The 18,633-nt window shown below is 43.7% G+C and carries 15 protein-coding genes and 1 other RNA gene; 10 read left to right on the top strand and 6 right to left on the bottom strand.

Translation table 11 applies throughout. The annotated features are described in order from the left end of the window. Window positions 1–85: 85 nt before the first annotated feature. Entirely contained in the window at window positions 86–670 is a 585-nt protein-coding gene (ruvC, locus tag AAJP47_RS01230; protein WP_346716092.1) for a crossover junction endodeoxyribonuclease RuvC, read from the bottom strand. Window positions 671–823: 153 nt separating this feature from the next. Between ruvC and AAJP47_RS01225 the strand changes: the two genes are divergently transcribed. Continuing rightward, window positions 824–1,420: an FxsA family protein gene (locus AAJP47_RS01225; RefSeq protein WP_346716091.1), complete on the top strand. Its 597-nt coding sequence runs from the start codon at window positions 824–826 to the stop codon at window positions 1,418–1,420. A gap of 142 nt (window positions 1,421–1,562) precedes the next feature. On the opposite strand, the gene ssrS is transcribed toward AAJP47_RS01225, so the two are convergent. Continuing rightward, window positions 1,563–1,758: non-coding RNA, 6S RNA (gene ssrS, locus AAJP47_RS01220), on the bottom strand. A gap of 396 nt (window positions 1,759–2,154) precedes the next feature. Between ssrS and gpmI the strand changes: the two genes are divergently transcribed. Both gpmI and AAJP47_RS01210 read left to right on the top strand, forming a co-directional pair. Then, entirely contained in the window at window positions 2,155–3,810 is a 1,656-nt protein-coding gene (gene gpmI / locus AAJP47_RS01215) for a 2,3-bisphosphoglycerate-independent phosphoglycerate mutase (protein WP_346716090.1), read from the top strand. A 313-nt stretch (window positions 3,811–4,123) separates the two neighbouring features. Continuing rightward, entirely contained in the window at window positions 4,124–5,641 is a 1,518-nt protein-coding gene (locus tag AAJP47_RS01210; RefSeq protein WP_346716089.1) for a S41 family peptidase, read from the top strand. Window positions 5,642–5,877: 236 nt separating this feature from the next. On the opposite strand, the gene AAJP47_RS01205 is transcribed toward AAJP47_RS01210, so the two are convergent. From AAJP47_RS01205 to AAJP47_RS01195, 3 genes are all read right to left on the bottom strand, one after another. Next, window positions 5,878–7,596, bottom strand: a complete 1,719-nt coding sequence (locus tag AAJP47_RS01205) for a sigma 54-interacting transcriptional regulator (RefSeq protein ID WP_346716088.1) — start codon at window positions 7,594–7,596, stop codon at window positions 5,878–5,880. A gap of 87 nt (window positions 7,597–7,683) precedes the next feature. Then, window positions 7,684–9,450 (bottom strand): sensor histidine kinase, encoded by a 1,767-nt coding sequence (locus AAJP47_RS01200; RefSeq protein ID WP_346716087.1) that lies wholly within the window; start codon window positions 9,448–9,450, stop codon window positions 7,684–7,686. A gap of 47 nt (window positions 9,451–9,497) precedes the next feature. Further along, the gene (locus AAJP47_RS01195; protein WP_346716086.1) at window positions 9,498–10,133 is read right to left on the bottom strand and encodes a response regulator; all 636 of its coding nucleotides are present in this window, start codon (window positions 10,131–10,133) and stop codon (window positions 9,498–9,500) included. A 415-nt stretch (window positions 10,134–10,548) separates the two neighbouring features. On the opposite strand from AAJP47_RS01195, the gene AAJP47_RS01190 reads away from it, so the two are divergent. Beyond that, window positions 10,549–11,643 carry a serine hydrolase gene (locus tag AAJP47_RS01190; protein WP_346716085.1) on the top strand — a complete coding sequence of 365 codons (1,095 nt, stop codon included), beginning with the start codon at window positions 10,549–10,551 and terminating at the stop codon, window positions 11,641–11,643. Between the two features lie 81 nt (window positions 11,644–11,724). Next, window positions 11,725–12,393: a thiamine phosphate synthase gene (locus AAJP47_RS01185; protein ID WP_346716084.1), complete on the top strand. Its 669-nt coding sequence runs from the start codon at window positions 11,725–11,727 to the stop codon at window positions 12,391–12,393. A 59-nt stretch (window positions 12,394–12,452) separates the two neighbouring features. Here the strand turns inward: AAJP47_RS01185 and AAJP47_RS01180 are convergent, their stop codons facing one another. After that, window positions 12,453–12,782 carry a TraR/DksA family transcriptional regulator gene (locus AAJP47_RS01180; RefSeq protein WP_346716083.1) on the bottom strand — a complete coding sequence of 110 codons (330 nt, stop codon included), beginning with the start codon at window positions 12,780–12,782 and terminating at the stop codon, window positions 12,453–12,455. A 440-nt stretch (window positions 12,783–13,222) separates the two neighbouring features. Between AAJP47_RS01180 and AAJP47_RS01175 the strand changes: the two genes are divergently transcribed. From AAJP47_RS01175 to ruvB, 5 genes are all read left to right on the top strand, one after another. Beyond that, a complete protein-coding gene (locus tag AAJP47_RS01175) occupies window positions 13,223–14,437 on the top strand; it encodes a phosphoglycerate kinase (RefSeq protein WP_346716082.1) in 1,215 nt (404 codons plus the stop codon). Window positions 14,438–14,747: 310 nt separating this feature from the next. Beyond that, window positions 14,748–15,134: a hypothetical protein gene (locus tag AAJP47_RS01170; protein WP_346716081.1), complete on the top strand. Its 387-nt coding sequence runs from the start codon at window positions 14,748–14,750 to the stop codon at window positions 15,132–15,134. A gap of 416 nt (window positions 15,135–15,550) precedes the next feature. Beyond that, complete coding sequence (gene fba, locus AAJP47_RS01165; RefSeq protein ID WP_346716080.1) at window positions 15,551–16,588, top strand: class II fructose-bisphosphate aldolase; 1,038 nt, start codon at window positions 15,551–15,553, stop codon at window positions 16,586–16,588. Between the two features lie 112 nt (window positions 16,589–16,700). Next, window positions 16,701–17,321, top strand: coding sequence for a Holliday junction branch migration protein RuvA (ruvA, locus tag AAJP47_RS01160; RefSeq protein ID WP_346716079.1), 621 nt, complete (start codon window positions 16,701–16,703; stop codon window positions 17,319–17,321). A 249-nt stretch (window positions 17,322–17,570) separates the two neighbouring features. After that, window positions 17,571–18,551 carry a Holliday junction branch migration DNA helicase RuvB gene (gene ruvB, locus AAJP47_RS01155; RefSeq protein WP_346716550.1) on the top strand — a complete coding sequence of 327 codons (981 nt, stop codon included), beginning with the start codon at window positions 17,571–17,573 and terminating at the stop codon, window positions 18,549–18,551. Window positions 18,552–18,633 lie beyond the last annotated feature (82 nt).

Raw genomic sequence — 18,633 nt, 5'->3', positions numbered from 1 at the left:
TGATCCAAAAAACGCGCTATCAAGCGCGTTTTTTTAGGTCATCTTTTTAATGGTCGTTTTTAACGGTTGTTTTCTAATTAAGTTATTAACGTAAGTTACCGAGATCTTCTTCGGTCAAACGCCAACGTCCTTTTTTCTTAGAAGTTCCACGTCCACGCATGGCGCTATTAAGTATCAATTTATTCATCGAATGGCTTGAATGCGCATGACAAATCGCGCAGGCGAGTCCATCTGCTGCATCTTGTTGTGGGGTAACTTCTAAAGAGAGTATGCGGCAAACCATCTCTTGCACCTGCTCTTTGGCCGCCGCGCCATAGCCGCACACTGCTTGCTTGATTTGGCGCGCGGTGTATTCTGATACTTCCAAATCCAAGGCGACCATGGCGGCAATGGCAGCGCCTCGCGCTTGACCAAGTTTCAAGGCGGAGTCTGGGTTTTCTGCCATAAACACTTGCTCAATCGCTGTATAAATTGGCTCGTCTGCGTATTTTAGATGATGCTGCGTGATGCGTGTTAAGCCATTAAAAATCCGCTTGAGACGCTCAGGCATCTCTTTGGTGTCTGTACGAATGGTGCCTGCATCAATATAGGTCAGTTTATCGCCCGTTTGTTGAACGATGCCATAACCCGTCATGCGTGAACCTGGATCTATCCCTATAATAATTGCCATAGTCTTCCGTATTACTTACATTTTGTTTTATGGCTTAAAAATAAGCGGTAAGTTTGATAGTATAGCAATCAATCCCCATATACATCATATGTTAGCCATTTTAATTTGTATGGCGCTCAATTTATTGGTTTTTATTTTATAGGACGACACTTTATGGGTCAGATAGTTGGTATCGCCATTGTTTGGTTTATTATCGAGATGCTACTGTGGTATTTGCTCGCGCAGTTTATGAGTGGCTGGTGGGTCTTTATGTGGTTTATTGTCGCTGCGATCATTGGTATTGCACTGATACGCAAAGGCATGGCCTCTCTTAGTCCAATGGCACAGCAAATGAAAGCAGGTGGCATGATGAACCCTGCTATGCGTCCGCCAGAAGCTACCATGATGAAAAGTGTGGCAATGGCGGCAGCGGGTGTCTTACTGCTTATTCCTGGCGTACTTAGTGATATTATTGCATTGCTTCTTGTATTACCGCCCGTACAAAAGAAACTAAAAGACGTCGCCAACAATTACGTCATGAACAATCAGCAAAAAATGATGGAAATGATGGCAAAACAGATGGGTGGACAAATGGGTGCTGGTCAAAACCCATTCGGCGGTGCTGGCGGTATGAATAAGCAAAATCCCTTTGGTCAGCAGCAACAAAACCCGTTTGGTGATGTTTTTAAACAGCACACGACGGTAGATGGCACGGCAAAAAATGTCCCCAAAGATGTGAAGAAAATCACAAAATCTGCCAATGACGAATAAAGTTTGAATAATAAGTGTAGAGCAGATAAAAAAAGCCCCTTTCGTCAATAGCGAAAGGGGCTTTTGGTTGGTTGTTATTCATTTTCTACAAAGAGTAATTTATCTACAAATTACTCGTCAGCAAATCAATAATTAACCGAATATAACAACCGAAGTGCCGCCGTAAGATGGTGACCCATGAACCGTGAAGTTCAGGGCGGATGCGTCACTACCTCGGCAGGTTTCCTGATACACCGCAAGCGGTGCAGGCATACACAATGAGGTAATAGATACCACATCCTGGTAAAGCATTATCGGCTCAGGGAATAAACATCTACTAGCCAACACTTCAGAATATAATTATCTTAACCAATGGCCTGATTGATTGCAAGTCTGGTTTACAGATTGATACGAGGTATTAATAGTGAGTATGATTGATCTATCGCTTTCACCACATTTTTAATGAAATTTTGTCTATGAATGTTATAAATAAACGTTCTATAGTCAGTCCAATATAAAAAAAGCACAGCGAGAATGGGACTAATTTTTTGTAGCCTCTATCGGCGTAGGCACAGCAAGCAAGGAAAATTAGTTCCATTCTCACCCTATCATTTTGTATATCCATTTTATTTGGGATCAACTATATCGTACAAGAGGTCAGTTTTCAGCTATTTTGAGATGTGTGTTAAGATAGGATACTTTCAATTTCCTATGACAATATTATAAGCGTTCATCCACTTGAGGAGCGGTAATCCATGACCAACAATCAGCCACAATCAGAATTTATCAACGACGATCAGACCACGCTTAGTAATGAGCAAAACAGCGAGCAATTAAAAAAAGTGCCGCATGTGTTGATGATCCTAGATGGTTTTGGACACCGTGAAGACGATAAGGACAATGCGATTGCCGCTGCCAACATGCCGCATTTGGACAAACTGTATCAGCAATATCCGCATGGATTGATATCTGCGTCTGGAGAAGATGTAGGGCTGCCAGATGGTCAGTTTGGTAATTCAGAAGTAGGACACATGAACTTGGGCGCAGGCCGCGTGCTTTATCAAGATTCCACCCGCATCTCAAGTGAGCTTGCCAATCGTGATTTTTATAAAAACGAAGCGCTGGTCAATGCGGTAAAAGCAGCCAACGAGCTTGGCGGTAATGTTCACATCATGGGACTACTATCAGATGGCGGCGTGCATTCGCATCAAGACCATATAGAAGCCATGTGTCATTCAGCCCTCGTACATGGTGCCAAAAACGTCTTTGTCCATTGCTTTTTAGATGGGCGTGATACACCGCCAAAATCCGCTGATAAATATGTAGATCGCCTACGTACGCACATTAATAAGCTAAATGCGCACTATGAAGGCGGCCGCGTACAAATTGCCAGTATCATTGGTCGGTACTATGCCATGGATCGTGACAATCGCTGGGATCGAGTACAAAAGGCTTATGAGCTTCTTACCGAAGGCAAGGCAGATCGCTTAGCGACGCGAGCAGATGGGGCGGTGCAAGCCGCCTATAAAGCACGTGAGACGGATGAATTTATTAGTCCTACAACCGTAATTGGACGAGATGAAGTGCCTTATACCGTTGATGACAATGATGCGCTTATTTTTATGAACTTCCGTGCTGATCGCGCCCGTGAGCTTGCACAAGCTTTTGTGTTACCCGATCATGAGTTTTCTGGTTTTGCTCGTCGTAAGCGGCCCAAACTGGCGGCGTTTGTCATGCTGACCAAATACTCTGACGTATTGGCTGACAATCCTACTACCAGCATTGCTTACTATCCTACGTCATTAACCAATACCCTTGGCGAATACTTGCAAGATAAAGGGAAAACCCAGTTGCGTATTGCTGAAACTGAAAAGTATGCCCATGTGACTTTTTTCTTTAGTGGCGGCCGTGAGGCAGAGTACGATGGTGAAACACGTATCTTAGTGCCTTCTCCAGACGTGCCTACCTATGATTTAAAACCTGAAATGAGTGCGCCTGAAGTGACGGATAAACTGGTCGAGGCGATTGAGTCGGGCAAGTACGATGTATTGGTTGTGAACTATGCCAATGGTGATATGGTAGGACACACAGGGGTATTTGAGGCGGCTGTACAAGCGGTGGAAGCGCTAGACATTTGTGTAGGGCGCGTAGCAGCAGCGGTACAAGCAGCTGGCGGTAATATGCTCATCACCGCCGATCATGGCAACTGCGAACAGATGCAAGACTATGAAAGCGGGCAGGTACATACTCAGCATACCACTGAACACGTACCATTGATCTATGTTGGTGAGCAAAAATTACAAGTGCGTCGTGGTGGCAAACTAAGTGATATCGCGCCGACAATTTTGTCGCTGATGCATATTGAGGCGCCAAATGAGATGACAGGTGAGAGTTTATTAATACCAGCGTAATAAATCAGCCATAAGCTCATAGGTTGTGGTGTCTGCGTATTTGTATTATTGCGTCATATAAAAGGGGAGAGGTAATGATTATCTCTCTCTTTTTTTCATATTTTTTATGGATTTTTAATTTTTGAGTCCAATTCTATTGCTCGATGCGTCAATGAAAACGTTATACTAAAGGACGAATAATGACGGCGATATTTATGACTTGCAATACTGTCCTAGTTTTAAACACGCGCTTGGTGCTATCTTATCAGTCAGTACACGCCACTACCTCTACAACGTAAATCTTATCTATTCTATTATCTAAATGAGTTCTCTTATGCATCCTATCAATCTTATCCGTGGCTCTGAGTCTAAGCAATTGAACAAGCATGCAGTGATGACCATTACCGTCCCTACTGTCCTTAAATGTGCGCTGGCTATCAGCTTGGTTGGGCTAAGTGTTATGTCGGCACAAGCGGCAGTGACAACGTCCAACGGAGTAAATGGTGATACATCAAGTCTACAGCTGATCAATCTAAATGCTGATGAGACGGCTACGCGTGACAATACGGATAATTTATCAGACATTGCTGACATGTTAGATGCAGCAGATGATTATGATGACTCGATAGATAGCGTTCCAGATGAGACGGCTTTAACAGATGGGTCTGCTCCAATAGAGGATACGAGCGATATCGATACCCATATTCCCTCTGAGGTTGCTCACGTATCTTTGAATGCTATTTCTCCTGAAACGCTCAAAACATTTGTCGCCGTTGTGGATCTCATCCGCCGTGAATATGTCGATACAGTCAATGACGAAGAGCTATTTAACAATGCGATGAGCGGTATGCTGACCAAGCTCGATAGTCATGCAGAGTTTTTAGATGCTGAGGCTTATGAGAACCTACGTGCTTTTACGGAAGGGGATGTCGGTGATATTGGTATCCAAGTTGCTTACCAGCCGGATGTAGGGTATTGGGCCATTACTGAGGTCACCAATGACTCGCCTGCTGATAGAAAAGGCATTGCGGTTGGTGATTATCTTCATCAAATTGGCGAGTTTAAACTTGATGAAAACAAGAAAGCCAATGATATTGAACAACTTCTGACAGGGGTGGCGGGTACGCAAGTAGATATCGTTACCTCCAAAGCGGGACGCCGCAAACACACCACTACTTTACAGCGTAATAATAGCCATCCTCAAGTGATTGAAACAACGCTTGTTGATGGCATCGCCGTTGTTAAGTTACCTGCGTTTCAAAACAACAGCCGCGAGAAGTTATTGGAAGGCTTGATCAATCTAGATGCGCCTGTTTCCGGTATGCTATTAGACCTGCGTGATAATCCAGGTGGCGTATTGACCTCAGCAGTAAACGTTGCCAGCCTGTTTATGAGTGATACAGACGTGGTACAAGTACAAGCACGGCAAAACGACTCACGGGTACTGGCGACTCAAGGTGAGGCGATACTTAGAAATTTGCCGATGGTCGTTCTACAAAATCGTTATTCGGCCTCAGCAGCAGAAGTGTTGGCAAGTAGCTTACAGGCACAAAAGCGCGCAACCATCGTTGGCGAAGTTAGCTATGGCAAAGGGTCAGTACAGTCGGTCGTACCGCTCAATGATGAGCAGGCAGTCAAGCTGACCGTTGCCAATTATATGACAGCCTCAGGGAATAAAATTGATGGAATTGGTGTCAAGCCAGATGTGACTTTATCAGGTAGTGAAAGCACGTGGGAGCAGCAAGCAATGGATTTGTTAAAAGAGCGCGCACTTGACTCGGGCATTCGGTTTGTTCGAAAGCCAGCTAACAATAACAATAATAAGGCAGTCGCAAAAAGCGTGACTAATTAGAAAACATAAAGTCGAAAACGTAAATGTAGTCAATCCAATAGAAAAAAGTCACAGCGAGAATGGAACTTATTTTTTGATGCCCTTTTTTGATGCTCTTGCCTGCGAAGGCACAGCAAGAAAAATTGGTTCCAGTCTCGCTCTATCGTCTCCTGTAGCCCTTTTATTTAGGATCAACTATAGGTAAGGATACAGCCGTTGTTTGAACACGTATTATGAAACAACGGCCAATTTTAACGTTATTCTTCAGACTGCTCTTCAGCGATTTCCAGTTTTTTCATGCGATAGCGTAGAGAGCGAAAAGTCGTTCCTAGCAGCTTAGCGGCTTGCGTTTTATTCCAATCAGTTCGCTTGAGCGCAGTAATAATCAGCTGCTTCTCTTGTTCTTGTAAATAATGTTCTAACCCTCGAGACGGGAGCTGATTTTCTGCCAGTTCGTTCAAACCGCGGTTTTCATCTACTGTCGGTTGTGCTGAATGCTGAGTAACGGGCTCTTTATCATCGTGGCGGCTTGCACTGTTTGACGCCTCTGCTTGATAACTGGATGGGCGTTGTTTCATTGAAGGGTAATGCTGAATATTGGTACGGTACGGATGTAGATTGGTCGTGACGTGCTCAGCTTTTGTCGCGGCTAGGCTGTTGGTAGTGGGAATAGATTCTTTTTGATTCTCTATTGACTCAGGAGTGGTCGGCTCAGCTGCGTTTTGCTCAACGTTTTCAGCACGAGTAGGGGTAGCGTGCTCACTATGAGTTGGTGAGGGTTCTGATTTAGGCTCCGCATCGTTTTCCATCTCTGGAAGGCCTAAATGACTAATATCAATGAGTGACGTTTCTGCTAAAGTCACTGCGCGCTCAAGCACATTGCGCAGTTCACGAACATTACCAGCGAAGTTGTGGTGCTGCAAACGCTCATAAGCCCCAACTGTCAATGATGGCGGTGTCTCTAATTGCCATTCTTGAGAAATCATTGATAAAAAATGATCTGCCAAGACAGGTATATCGTCACGGCGCGCATTAAGCGTGGGCAGCTTTAATTCAATGACATTGATGCGATAGTACAAATCTTGCCTAAACGCGCCATCCTGTACCAACTGGCTCAGATTTTTGTGGGTTGCCGATAAGATACGAATATCGACAGGTATCTCTTTGGTGTCGCCGATGGCTCTCACTGTTTTTTCTTGAATAGCGCGTAATAGTTTGACCTGCATGGCCAACGGTAGGTCCGCCACTTCGTCTAAAAACAAGGTCCCACCATTAGCCTGCTGAAACAATCCTTGTTTATCAGCAACCGCACCCGTAAAGCTGCCTTTTTTGTGACCAAAGAACTCAGATTCCATAAGCTCTGATGGAATCGCGCCGCAGTTGACGGGTACAAAACTGCCATCTCTACGCGGACTTAAGTCATGAATCAGCTTGGCAACCACTTCTTTCCCAGTACCTGACTCTCCTGATAAAAACACAGGCGCTTGTGAGCGTGCCAATTTTAATATGGTGTTTTTCAAAGGATGCATCACGGCAGAATCGCCGATCAGCCTAGTATTTAGGAGTTGTTCTTCAGGTGAGCACTCAGGGGTGGCGTTTGCTTCGTTGTCTTGATGAATCACCTTTAGCGCGTTTTCTACCAACTGACGCAGGCGCGGCAGCTCAAGTGGCTTGTTGACAAAATCAAAAGCGCCAAGCTTCAACGCTTCGATAGCAAGATCCATGCTGCCATAAGCAGTAATAACGGCGATGGGTGTCTTCGAGCTATTGCTGATTTCTTTTACCAATTCTAAACCTGAGCCATCAGGCAGCTTTAGATCGGTCAGACAAAAATCGTAATCGTTGTCTTGCCAGTAGGATCTTGCTTGCGACAAAGTATAAGCAACATCACTTTTGATGCCCATTTTGGTCAAAGTTATTTGCATTAATCGACACAAATCTACTTCATCATCAACGACTAGGGCGGTGGTTGTCATACATTATCTCATCGTATTCAATAGCTGTTAAATATTAAGTCAACATGCCCTAACGGCAAAATTTTTAATACACAAGAAGTTTCTTATTCAGAGGACGTCTTTGTCAACGTCGCTTTCTACTGTACTTAAGTGAGTGTCCGCATTCACGGCTGGTGCTATTAAGCGAAAGCAGGTTTTGTCGTGTTCGGGGACATAAAGTAGACGTGCTTGATTGGCTTCACAAAACGCCTGAGATAAATACAATCCCAATCCCGTCCCTGATTGATCGGTAGTAAAAAATGGATTAAATAGATGCGGCAATTCCTCAGCACTGACGCCAGTGCCAGCATCTAAGGTATCAATTATAACATCGTTGTCTGCACAATAAACCTCGATTTCGACATAGGCATGGGGATGAGCATAACTACTATGACGCAAGCCATTATTGATTAAGTTGATTAATACTTGCTCTAACTGGTGCGTATCAAATGATATGGTAGGATTTGTTTTTACGCGTAAAAAAACATCATGCCCTTGAAAGTAATTTTCCAAGAAGATGGGTAGCCATTCAGCCAATACAATCGTCTGCTGCTGGGCTTTTTGTTGGCGTGACAGTTTTAGAATATCTTCAATGATACGGTTCACGCGCTTTGTTTGCGCAAATATCATTTTGTAGAGCTCATGATTGCCATCCATTTCGATGGTTTGGTGGTCATCTAGCACATCAGTTTCTGTGATATCTTCCATTAGCAATTGGCTGGCTTGCGATATGGCTGCTAGAGGATTGCGGATTTCATGAGCAATACTCGCCGTTAACTGCCCCAAAGAGGCCAGTTTTAGCTGCTGTGCACCGGCTTGTTCACGGCGTAAATCTTCTAGAATGATAAGTTTGCTGTCGTCTTTTAACGGTGTGATTTGTACGCGCAGCTTATCGAATACAGAGACATTGGCGACAGCGGGTAGGTCGTAGGTAAAGGTACGTGATTGACCTACGGCAACGGATAAGCAGGCTTTAAAGAGCTGGGCGTGCTGTTTGCTAAGCTGATCCTGAAAATTAGAGAGGAGGGCGGTATGGTGGTTATTTCGCTCATCTTTGGTATCAATGAAGATGTGCGGTGCTGGTACAGGGGCGCTAAGGGATACGCTCAGTAATTGATGAGCTGATAAGTTTGCCAAGACAATACGTTCTTTGTCGATGACAATGACGCCGTTTACCATTTGTGTGATGACTTCTTGATTGATGACATTGAGTCGCTCAACCTCTTTGGCATGGCTTGCCGCTACTTTTTCAAGCTGTACTAGGCGCTGTGAGATAGACCAACTTAAAATACCCACTGCCAAAAAACTGGCTGACATGAGCAATGCGTCGCCTAAATTGGCCAAGCTCATACTATTGGCAATGGCATAAAAAAACTGCTGGTAGATCACAAAAATAATAGCAAGCAAGGTGATAATTAATGCTTGCGAACCATGAAGCAACATAAAGCTGGCTGCTACCACCACCATGTATAGCATGGTTAATTGCAAATCAGGGGCGCCAGCTGTATAGAGGAGTAGGCTTAAGATAATGACATCTAACACCAAACCAAAAGCCAGCTGCCGCCGCAATTTTTTGGTGACGACGCAAAATAGTCCCAGTAAAATTAAGCTCAGCAGCACATAAAAACTCAGCACAGTCTGCTGCAAAAAACTTGGTAATAATGGGCTACTGTCAGTACGCGCATTGATGTATACCATCAACATAAAGAACAAACTGACGATGAATCGATAACTGCTATAGATCAACCCCAATCTACGTAATTGGGGAATAGGTAGACTATCATCACGATGTAAATAATCGGTAATAGCAGAGACAAGGCCAATAGCAAGCTTCATAAGTGTGCCGTCATAGAAGGAGAGTTGCTAATAGAATTACGAAAGCGTTACGGTTGAATCAATCCATGGCGAATCGCTAAGTGAGTCAATTTAACATCACTATCAACCCCCACCTTTTCATAAATACGATAGCGATAAGTATTGATGGTTTTGACACTGACAAACAGCTGATCTGCGATTTGTTGCGGGCTTTGGCAATTAACCACCATCATGGCAACTTGCTTTTCGCGATCACTTAACAAGTCAAATGGTGAGTTTGCATTATCGGATAATAAAACATCAGCCAGCTGTTCAGCGACATCTTGGCTAAAATAGCGGCCGCCTTTATACACCTTTTTGACCGCAATGATCATCTCATCAAGTGGCGTACCCTTGGTAATGTAGCCGTTGACGCCTGCTTTGATGAGCATTGACGGGTAAGGTTGTGCTGCCATACTACTAACCGCTAAGATCTTAAAACCCATATCGAGCTGGATGAGACGTTTGGTTGCCTCAAGTCCACCGATGTTAGGCATGTTCACATCAAGCAAAATCACATCAGGGTGCAACTGTTTGGCCATCTTAATTGCCATGTCTCCGCTGTCCGCTTCCCCTATAACTTCGATATCAGCACTGTCTGACAACATGCGGCTAATACCCATTCGTACCAAATCATGATCATCTACTACCAGTACTTTAATCATAACTATACTCTTTATCATTCATAAAAATGGAGGTGTTACTCGCGTCAAATGACAGCTATTTACAAGTCATTTGAATGGTTATTTTAATTTTTGAGCACAAGAAGTAATGTTAATCTATTATTGAAATATCGTTATCTAACATAACAAAATGCGAATATTTACAACTGTTTACGTTAACGTATATTGCTGAATTGTGATTCAATGTTTCTGTAATATAAAGTGGTTGTAGCAAAATTTGAATTCGTTCAAAATAAACCATTAAATTGGCTTGAGAGATTAGACTTAAATTCAAACCATGATACACTAAAAATACAAAAACTCTATACGAGTACTTACAAACACACCCATAAACGCTACGTACGTTCTTGGCGTCAGAAAATATGCAATTGGCGTGGTAACGGAAGCAGGAGGCATAATGAAGCAACTACCATTAACCAAACAGCAATTAATCGCTGCTATGATTTCATTGAGTTTGGGCAGTGTTGCACAAGCCGCCCTTACTATTAATGGTAGCCCTGATAATAGCTCTAGTGCTCGTATGAGTTGGGGCGGGGCAGATAGTTTGTCTGAAGCACGCAACATCATGTACAAGTCTAATAGCTCTGCAATAAAAAAAGTCGATAATGGCTACGGTTCGACCAGTATTACCAACACCAATAGCAACAGTTTTGCCAGTAACAATAATAGTTACAATAGCACTAATCGTTATAATACGACTTATCGCGGGGCATTCGGCAGCAGTAATATGATTCCGATCAGCACCGACTCACGTAGCGTCGCTGTTATTGATGCCGAAACGGGCGAATCTATTTATGAAAAAGATGCCGATGTTGCGCGCCCCATCGCTAGTATTTCTAAGTTAATGACGGCCATGGTGGTATTAGACGCAGGCCTTGATATGCGTGAAGAGATTACGCTAGATCCAGAGGATTTCATCGGTCCCAAACGTGCCAGCTCAAACCTAAAAGCAGGTGATCGTCTAAACCGTGCCGAAATGCTGTTAATGGCATTGATGAAATCAGAAAACCCGGCAGCAAAAAGCTTGTCTCGTAATTACCCAGGTGGCTATAACGCTTTTATACGTGCGATGAACCGTAAAGCGCAAGACTTGGGGATGACCACGGCTTTCTTTGGTGATCCGACTGGCCTTGATAAGCGTAATGTTGCCTCACCAAATGACCTTGTCAAAATGGTACGTGCCGCTGGTAATTATGATGTGATTCGTCGTTTCACGACCACCAAAAGTTATGACTTTTTTGTGTCAAACTTTTCTAATGGTAACCGTACCTATAAAGCCAATAACACCAGTAGCCTAGTGCGCTCTGGAGATTACCCGATTGGTATCTCAAAAACCGGTTTTATTAATGAAGCGGGTCGTTGTGTCGTTATGGAAACACGCGTGAATAACCGTCCAGCGATTATCGTCATATTAGGCGCAAACAGCTCAGCCACGCGTTGGGGCGATGCTAAAAATATCTTAAACAGTTTGGCGACTCGCCGTACGGTATAAGTTGATTAACTAAATTATTATAAAAAGGCTGTTATATTATATAACGGCCTTTTTATTGGGTTAACATTAAGGACGCCTTGTATGAGTCAAGCATCAAAAACGATTGTGCCAAAACTGTATTTACTGACCAACGACGATGAGTTTGTCCTTCTTTATCAAAAGCTAGAAGCAGCGCTGGCAACAGGGCTAATCGCGCTATTACAAGTTCGGCGCAAACAGACATTGGCACTGCCAGATGGAAGACTGAAGCTTTATGAAGAGGCATCAAAAATTGTGCAGTTGGCCAACACTCATAATGTCGCTGTTGTCATCAATGATGATATCGATTTGGCCGCAAGGCTGGGTGTTGGGGTTCATCTAGGTCAAGAAGATGGCAAAATTAGTGATGCCAAACAACGATTAGCGCCAAACCAACTGATTGGTCGGACTTGTCATGGCGACATGAGTCTCGTTAAAGAGGCAAAAAATGAGGGTGCAAATTACGCGGCAATGGGTGCAGTTTTTACCTCTACAACCAAGCCAAATGCCAAAACCATCGAGTATCAGCAGTTAGTAGAAGGGTGTCAACAAGAGATAGACCTATGTGTAATAGGCGGCTTAACGGCAGAGAATGTCTCGGAGCTGGCAGGTTTGCCCATTACTTATGTGGCAGTGGTCGGTGATGTTATGGACTTGCCAGTAGATAAAATTGCTCAGCGCTGTGAGCAGTGGCAGCAAGCGTTTTTTAAGTGGAAAACACCTGCTTTATAGCAGATGCTTCCAAAATAGCAGGTGTCTTAAAAGATAAAATATAAGATAAAAACAATCTATTATGCGGCGTGATCCATACACAAAGTAGCGTAGGGCAGTGCTTCTAAGCGCTGCTCTTCGATTTGCTCTCCGCATACTTCGCACTCACCATACGTACCGTTTTCGATACGGCTTAACGCATTTTCGACATAAATTAAGTTTTGACGGGTTTCCTCTTTAAGACTTTGACGCATGTCATTTTGACGATATGAGATGGCTTGATCTTCCCAATGTTCATTGAGATCATCTTGTGGATTTTGGATATGATCTTCAATTTTATCAATGCGAGTCTCATACTCTTCTTTTAGTGTTAATAAACTTTGTTTGGCACGGTCTAAATCGATACTCATAGTAATCTCCTAATAGATTGTTTTTATTATTAACTCACCTAGCATAAAGCGCTTAACTGACAAGTGCCACCACGAAATGTTACGGATGATTAAAAACGCTTTGAGACTTCTTAGATATTTTGATTCAAAACAAAGTCTTAAATTGTTTGTATTAAAAACCCATAAGGCTGAAGTTTTTGACACGTTTTTTTATGTCTATTGAGAGAAAGCTGATAGAATACATCGCCGCTAATACTTGCTTATATATAGGCTTTAATTAAATTGCTTTTGACTGAGTCTGATCGACTGGTACTTATTGATTAGTGCTTATCAATTAAGCTTTTCAGATCAATTCCTTTTAATAAAGGCAGGTAATAATGAGCGCAGCAGCAAATAATCAAAAGCAACTTTCGTTTTTTAATAAACAGATTAACCGATAGATTGATGCACAGGAGCAGGTAATGAATTTTTTGCGTATGAGTGAGCTGAACTTAACGGATAAAGTGGTATTGATTCGAGAAGATCTAAACGTACCTATTAAAGACGGTAACGTTACCAGCGATGCTCGCCTGCAAGCAAGTTTGCCTACCATTAAGTTGGCACTAGAAAAAGGCGCTGCCGTCATTGTGTGCTCGCACTTAGGCCGTCCAACTGAAGGAGCGCCTGAAGCGATCTATTCATTGGCACCTGTTGCGGATTATTTGACAGATAAGCTTGGCTCACAGCTGTCTACCCCCGTGCGTCTTGAGCGTGACTATTTGACACAAAGTGTGTCAATCAACGCCGGCGAAGTGGTGTTGCTAGAAAACGTGCGCTTCAATACAGGCGAGAAGAAAAACGATGCGACTTTAGCCAAAAAATATGCAGATTTATGCGATGTGTTCGTCATGGATGCTTTTGGTACCGCTCATCGCGCGCAGGCGTCAACGGAAGGCGTCACCCAAGCGATGCATCAAGCCGGGAAAACAGCTTGTGCCGGTCCTTTATTGGCGGCTGAGCTCGATGCCTTGAGTCTAGCGCTTGAAACGCCTGCCCAGCCAATGCTTGCTATCGTTGGTGGATCAAAAGTATCGACGAAACTTGAGGTGCTACATAGCTTGGCAGAAGTTTGCTCACAAATCATCGTCGGTGGCGGTATTGCCAATACCTTTCTAGCGGCGCAAGGTCACAGTGTCGGTGCATCATTGTATGAAGCGGATTTGGTTGATACGGCTCGTGATATCATGACTAAAACTGAGATCTTATTGCCAGGATATGTGGTTGTAGCAGATAAAACCGAGATCAATTTTGACGATTTTACTGGCTCATTACAACAAGCTAAGGCGACTATTAAGTCTGTCGATATGATTGGTGATAACGACATGATATTGGATATTGCGCCAGAAAGTGCGGCTCAGTTGGCTGACGCTATTATCCATGCAAAGACTATCCTATGGAATGGGCCAGTGGGCGTTTTTGAAGTGGATGCGTTTGGTAACGGGACACAAATTCTTGCTAATGCAGTTAAAGAAAGTGCGGCTTTCTCAATTGCTGGTGGCGGTGATACCTTAGCAGCTATCGATAAATATCAGGTAGCCAATGGTGTAAGCTATATGTCTACTGGCGGCGGTGCCTTCTTAGAGTTCGTGGAAGGTAAGGTGCTTCCAGCAGTGGCCGCGTTACAAATCACAGTCTAGGGCGTTATAAGATAAAAGCCGTTCAAACACTAAGCCGTTAGGCACCGTTTAGTAACATTAGATGTACAATTAATAATAAGTATCTAAGTTAGTCTATAGACAAGAGATTACCACTATTTTTTCAAGATACTATTGTTTAAGGTACGAATTTTCAAGGTACTAAGCTTGTAATACGCTTAAAGGTTAGCAAGTATTATTAAGTGGTAATTATTTGTTTCTATAACAAACATTATCATTGCATGTATTATTTGCACTCTATAAAATAGCCAAACCATGTATTTTGATATGCTTTATTGATGAGAGGTTTATTATGTTAAAACGTCATTTGTTACTTGCTAGTGTACTTGCTGGTACTTTTGCAGTTACTGCTTGTAGCCAACAAACTGAAGACAATGCTGAAGCGACTGTAGATTCTGCGGCCGATGATGCTGCTGTGAATGCTGACGCTGCTGCTGCTGAAACTGAAGAGACTGCTGCTGAAGCTGAAGTAGCGGCTCAAGACGCTGGTACTGAAATCGCTGACGGTGCTGAAACTGCTGGTGCTTCCGCATCAAACGCCTTAGAAAACACGGGTGAAGCGGTTGTAGTCGGTGCGAATGAAGCCGTTTCTGCCACTGCTGGAGTGGTTGCCGATGGTGCAGCTGCTGTTGAAGACAACGCAAGTGAAAACGCAGTAGAAGCAGAACAACAGTATTAATTAACAGAGTTAATTAATTGTTAAGCAGTTATATCACCTTGATAAATAATTTGCATTAACATCGATTTAATTGATCGCTGTTTTATAAGCCCTCAAAATACTAAAAAAGCCTTGGCGATTGCCAAGGCTTTTTGCATTTGTGTCTTCTTTTAAAGAAACGTTTATGTATAGGATAAAAATTTACGAAAACTGGTAAGCGAATAAATAGTCCGCCAACGGCTACGAAGACCGAGCAATTTTTGCTATAATCCCTCTGTCTTAATTGAGCCGAAATCATCAAACTTGAAAGTAACCTGTTGCGCCATGACGGTTACCGAGTCAAATTTCGGATCAATTATTCTCAAGTTCCATCTCAAAGCGATTGTTTCAAAAGCTGTTTTTAATACACTATTCAAAATTTAATCTGAGAGCGTTTTATGGCCTTAATATCCTTGCGTCAACTTCTAGATCATGCTGCTGAACACAACTATGGTGTTCCTGCCTTTAATGTCAATAATTTAGAGCAGATGCGTGCAATCATGATGGCTGCGGATGCCTGTGACTCACCTGTCATCGTCCAAGCCAGTGCTGGCGCCCGTAACTATGCAGGGTCAGCATTTTTGCGTCATCTGATTATTGCTGCTATTGAAGAATGGCCACATATACCCGTGGTAATGCATCAAGATCATGGTATGTCGCCCGCTATCTGTCAGCGCTCAATCCAGCTTGGCTTTTCTTCAGTGATGATGGACGGCTCGCTGGGTGAAGACGGCAAAACGCCAATGGATTATGATTATAATGCCAGCGTCACGCGCGAAGTGGTCAAGATGGCGCACGCTTGCGGTGTCTCTGTAGAAGGCGAGATCGGCTGTTTGGGTAGTCTTGAGACGGGCATGGCAGGTGAAGAGGATGGCTCTGGCGCAGAAGGCGTATTGGATCATGAACAACTATTGACCAGTGCGGACGAAGCTGAGCAGTTCGTAAAAGACACCAACGTTGATGCGTTGGCTATTGCGATTGGTACCAGCCATGGTGCTTATAAGTTTACGCGTCCACCGACAGGTGATATTTTATCTATCGAACGCGTAAAAGAGATTCATGCCCGTATTCCTAATACCCATCTGGTTATGCATGGTTCGTCATCAGTACCGCAAGAATGGTTAAAAGTTATCAATGAAAATGGCGGTGATATCGGTGAGACTTATGGTGTACCCGTTGAGCAAATCGTTGAAGCGATTAAGCATGGTGTGCGTAAGGTCAATATCGATACCGATTTGCGTCTAGCATCGACAGGCGCTATCCGTGAGTTCCTTGCAAAAAATCCAAGTGAGTTCGATCCACGTAAATACTTTAAAGCGTCTATGGTAGCGATGTCTGACATTTGCACCAATCGTTTTGAAGCTTTTGGTTCTGCAGGTCAAGCGCATAAGATTCGCCCAATTAGCCTTGAGGGCATGGTTGATTTTTATAATTAATTGACCTTTTAAAACCGTTTGGCTAAATTCTTTGAGGGGCGCTGGGCGTATGCAACACCAGCGCCCTTTTACAAATGGATGTTTGATTGATATGAGTCAAGGATAGTAGATTATGATTGGACTGATTACTGGGCAGGTACAATATCTCATGGCGCCAACGGCCTGTATCATGACGACCTCTGGGGTAGGTTATGATATTGAGCTGCCATTACCGTCATTTTGCCAATTACATCTTAATGAGCAAGCCAGCATTTGGACACACTTTCACGTTCGAGAAGACGCCCAACTGCTTTATGGCTTTATTGATCGTAAGGAGCGCGATGTCTTTCGCCAACTGATTAAAATCAACGGCGTCGGGGCAAAAATGGCACTGGCGATGCTGTCTGCAATGTCAGCGGCTGAGTTAAAAATGCATGTTGAGCAAGACTCAGAGGCTGCCCTGACTCGTATTCCGGGCATCGGTAAAAAAACGGCACAGCGCTTGTTGATTGAGTTAAAAGACAAGCTTAAAAATATGGAAGTGGATAACACGTCTTTAGAGCTGACCCATCAGCCCGTAACCATATCCCATGAAGGCAGTATCATTGCTGAAGTGGAAGGCGCATTGATAAGCTTGGGTTATAAAGAAAGAGAAGCGCAGCAAGCCATTAAGGCAGCCAAAAGTAATGGCGATGTGTTCGAAGATACTCAAGGCTTACTAAAAGCCACCTTACAGCAGTTATCTGGCTTTTAAGTATTTTCGTGTCCACCTTATTGTGTCTGTTCAATATAAAGAGAGGCAATGGACACGCCCTAGCATCGCTGCATTTTTTTAAAGCGAATCGGCTATCGTATTACCAATAAGTATTGTATAAATAAGCGACATTAGATGTCGCTTATTTTTATTTTGGTGGGCCTTTTATGAGGTTTTGCATGACTTATACGCAGTGTTTGGTTATGCTATTTGTTACTTAAATTTTTTACTATAATGATAAAACCTATGATGCAAGATCGTTTGATTAATCCGCTAGAAGGCGCAGGTGATGCGCCAGATGCCAATATTCGACCAGCATTATTGGCTGAGTATATTGGTCAGCCAGTGGTGCGTGAGCAGATGGAAGTTTTCATTGGCGCTGCCCGAGGTCGTGATGAAGCGTTAGATCACACTCTGATTTTTGGTCCACCAGGCTTGGGTAAAACAACACTTGCCAATATCATCGCTCGTGAGATGGGTGGTAATCTGCGTTCGACATCAGGGCCTGTACTCGAGCGTCCGGGCGACTTAGCGGCTATGTTGACCAATTTGGAGGCGGGTGACGTCTTATTTATTGATGAGATTCATCGTTTGAGTTCGGTTATCGAAGAGATATTGTATCCGGCTATGGAAGATTTTCAACTCGATATTATGATTGGTGAAGGCCCTGCTGCTCGTTCCATCAAGCTTGATTTGCCGCCATTTACACTGGTGGCAGCGACCACAAGAGCGGGGCTGTTGACATCACCTTTACGTGACCGCTTTGGTATTGTGCAGCGTCTTGAGTTTTATAATATTGCTGATTTGACCACGATTGTCAGCCGTGCGGCTCGTCTCATGCGCGTACCGATGAGCGAAGATGGCGCGGTCGAGATTGCGCGCCGCTCCCGTGGCACGCCAAGGATTGCCAATCGTCTGTTACGCCGTGTGCGCGATTATGCTGAAGTCAGAGGCGATGGCAGCATCAATGGCGCGATTGCTGGCAGTGCGCTTGACATGCTGGCTGTGGATAGACGAGGGCTTGATCATTTAGACAGACGATATATTGAAATACTGCACGAGCGTTTCGATGGCGGTCCTGCAGGTGTTGAAGCGGTAGCAGCGGCAATGGCTGAGGATCGTGGCACGCTTGAAGACGTGATTGAACCTTATTTGATCCAGCAAGGCTATGTGCTACGCACGGCGCGCGGACGCGTATTGACGCAAATGGCCATTGATCAGATGCTATAGCGCCTCATTATATAAGCATGATTGATCGTATTTTCGACAGCTATGCTTATGATTAAACAAGTAAAAAATACGCATGTTTCCA

Origin of the sequence: Psychrobacter halotolerans, from assembly GCF_039680845.1 — a bacterium.
GTDB lineage: Bacteria > Pseudomonadota > Gammaproteobacteria > Pseudomonadales > Moraxellaceae > Psychrobacter.
This window is presented reverse-complemented; position numbering and strand designations above follow the sequence as displayed.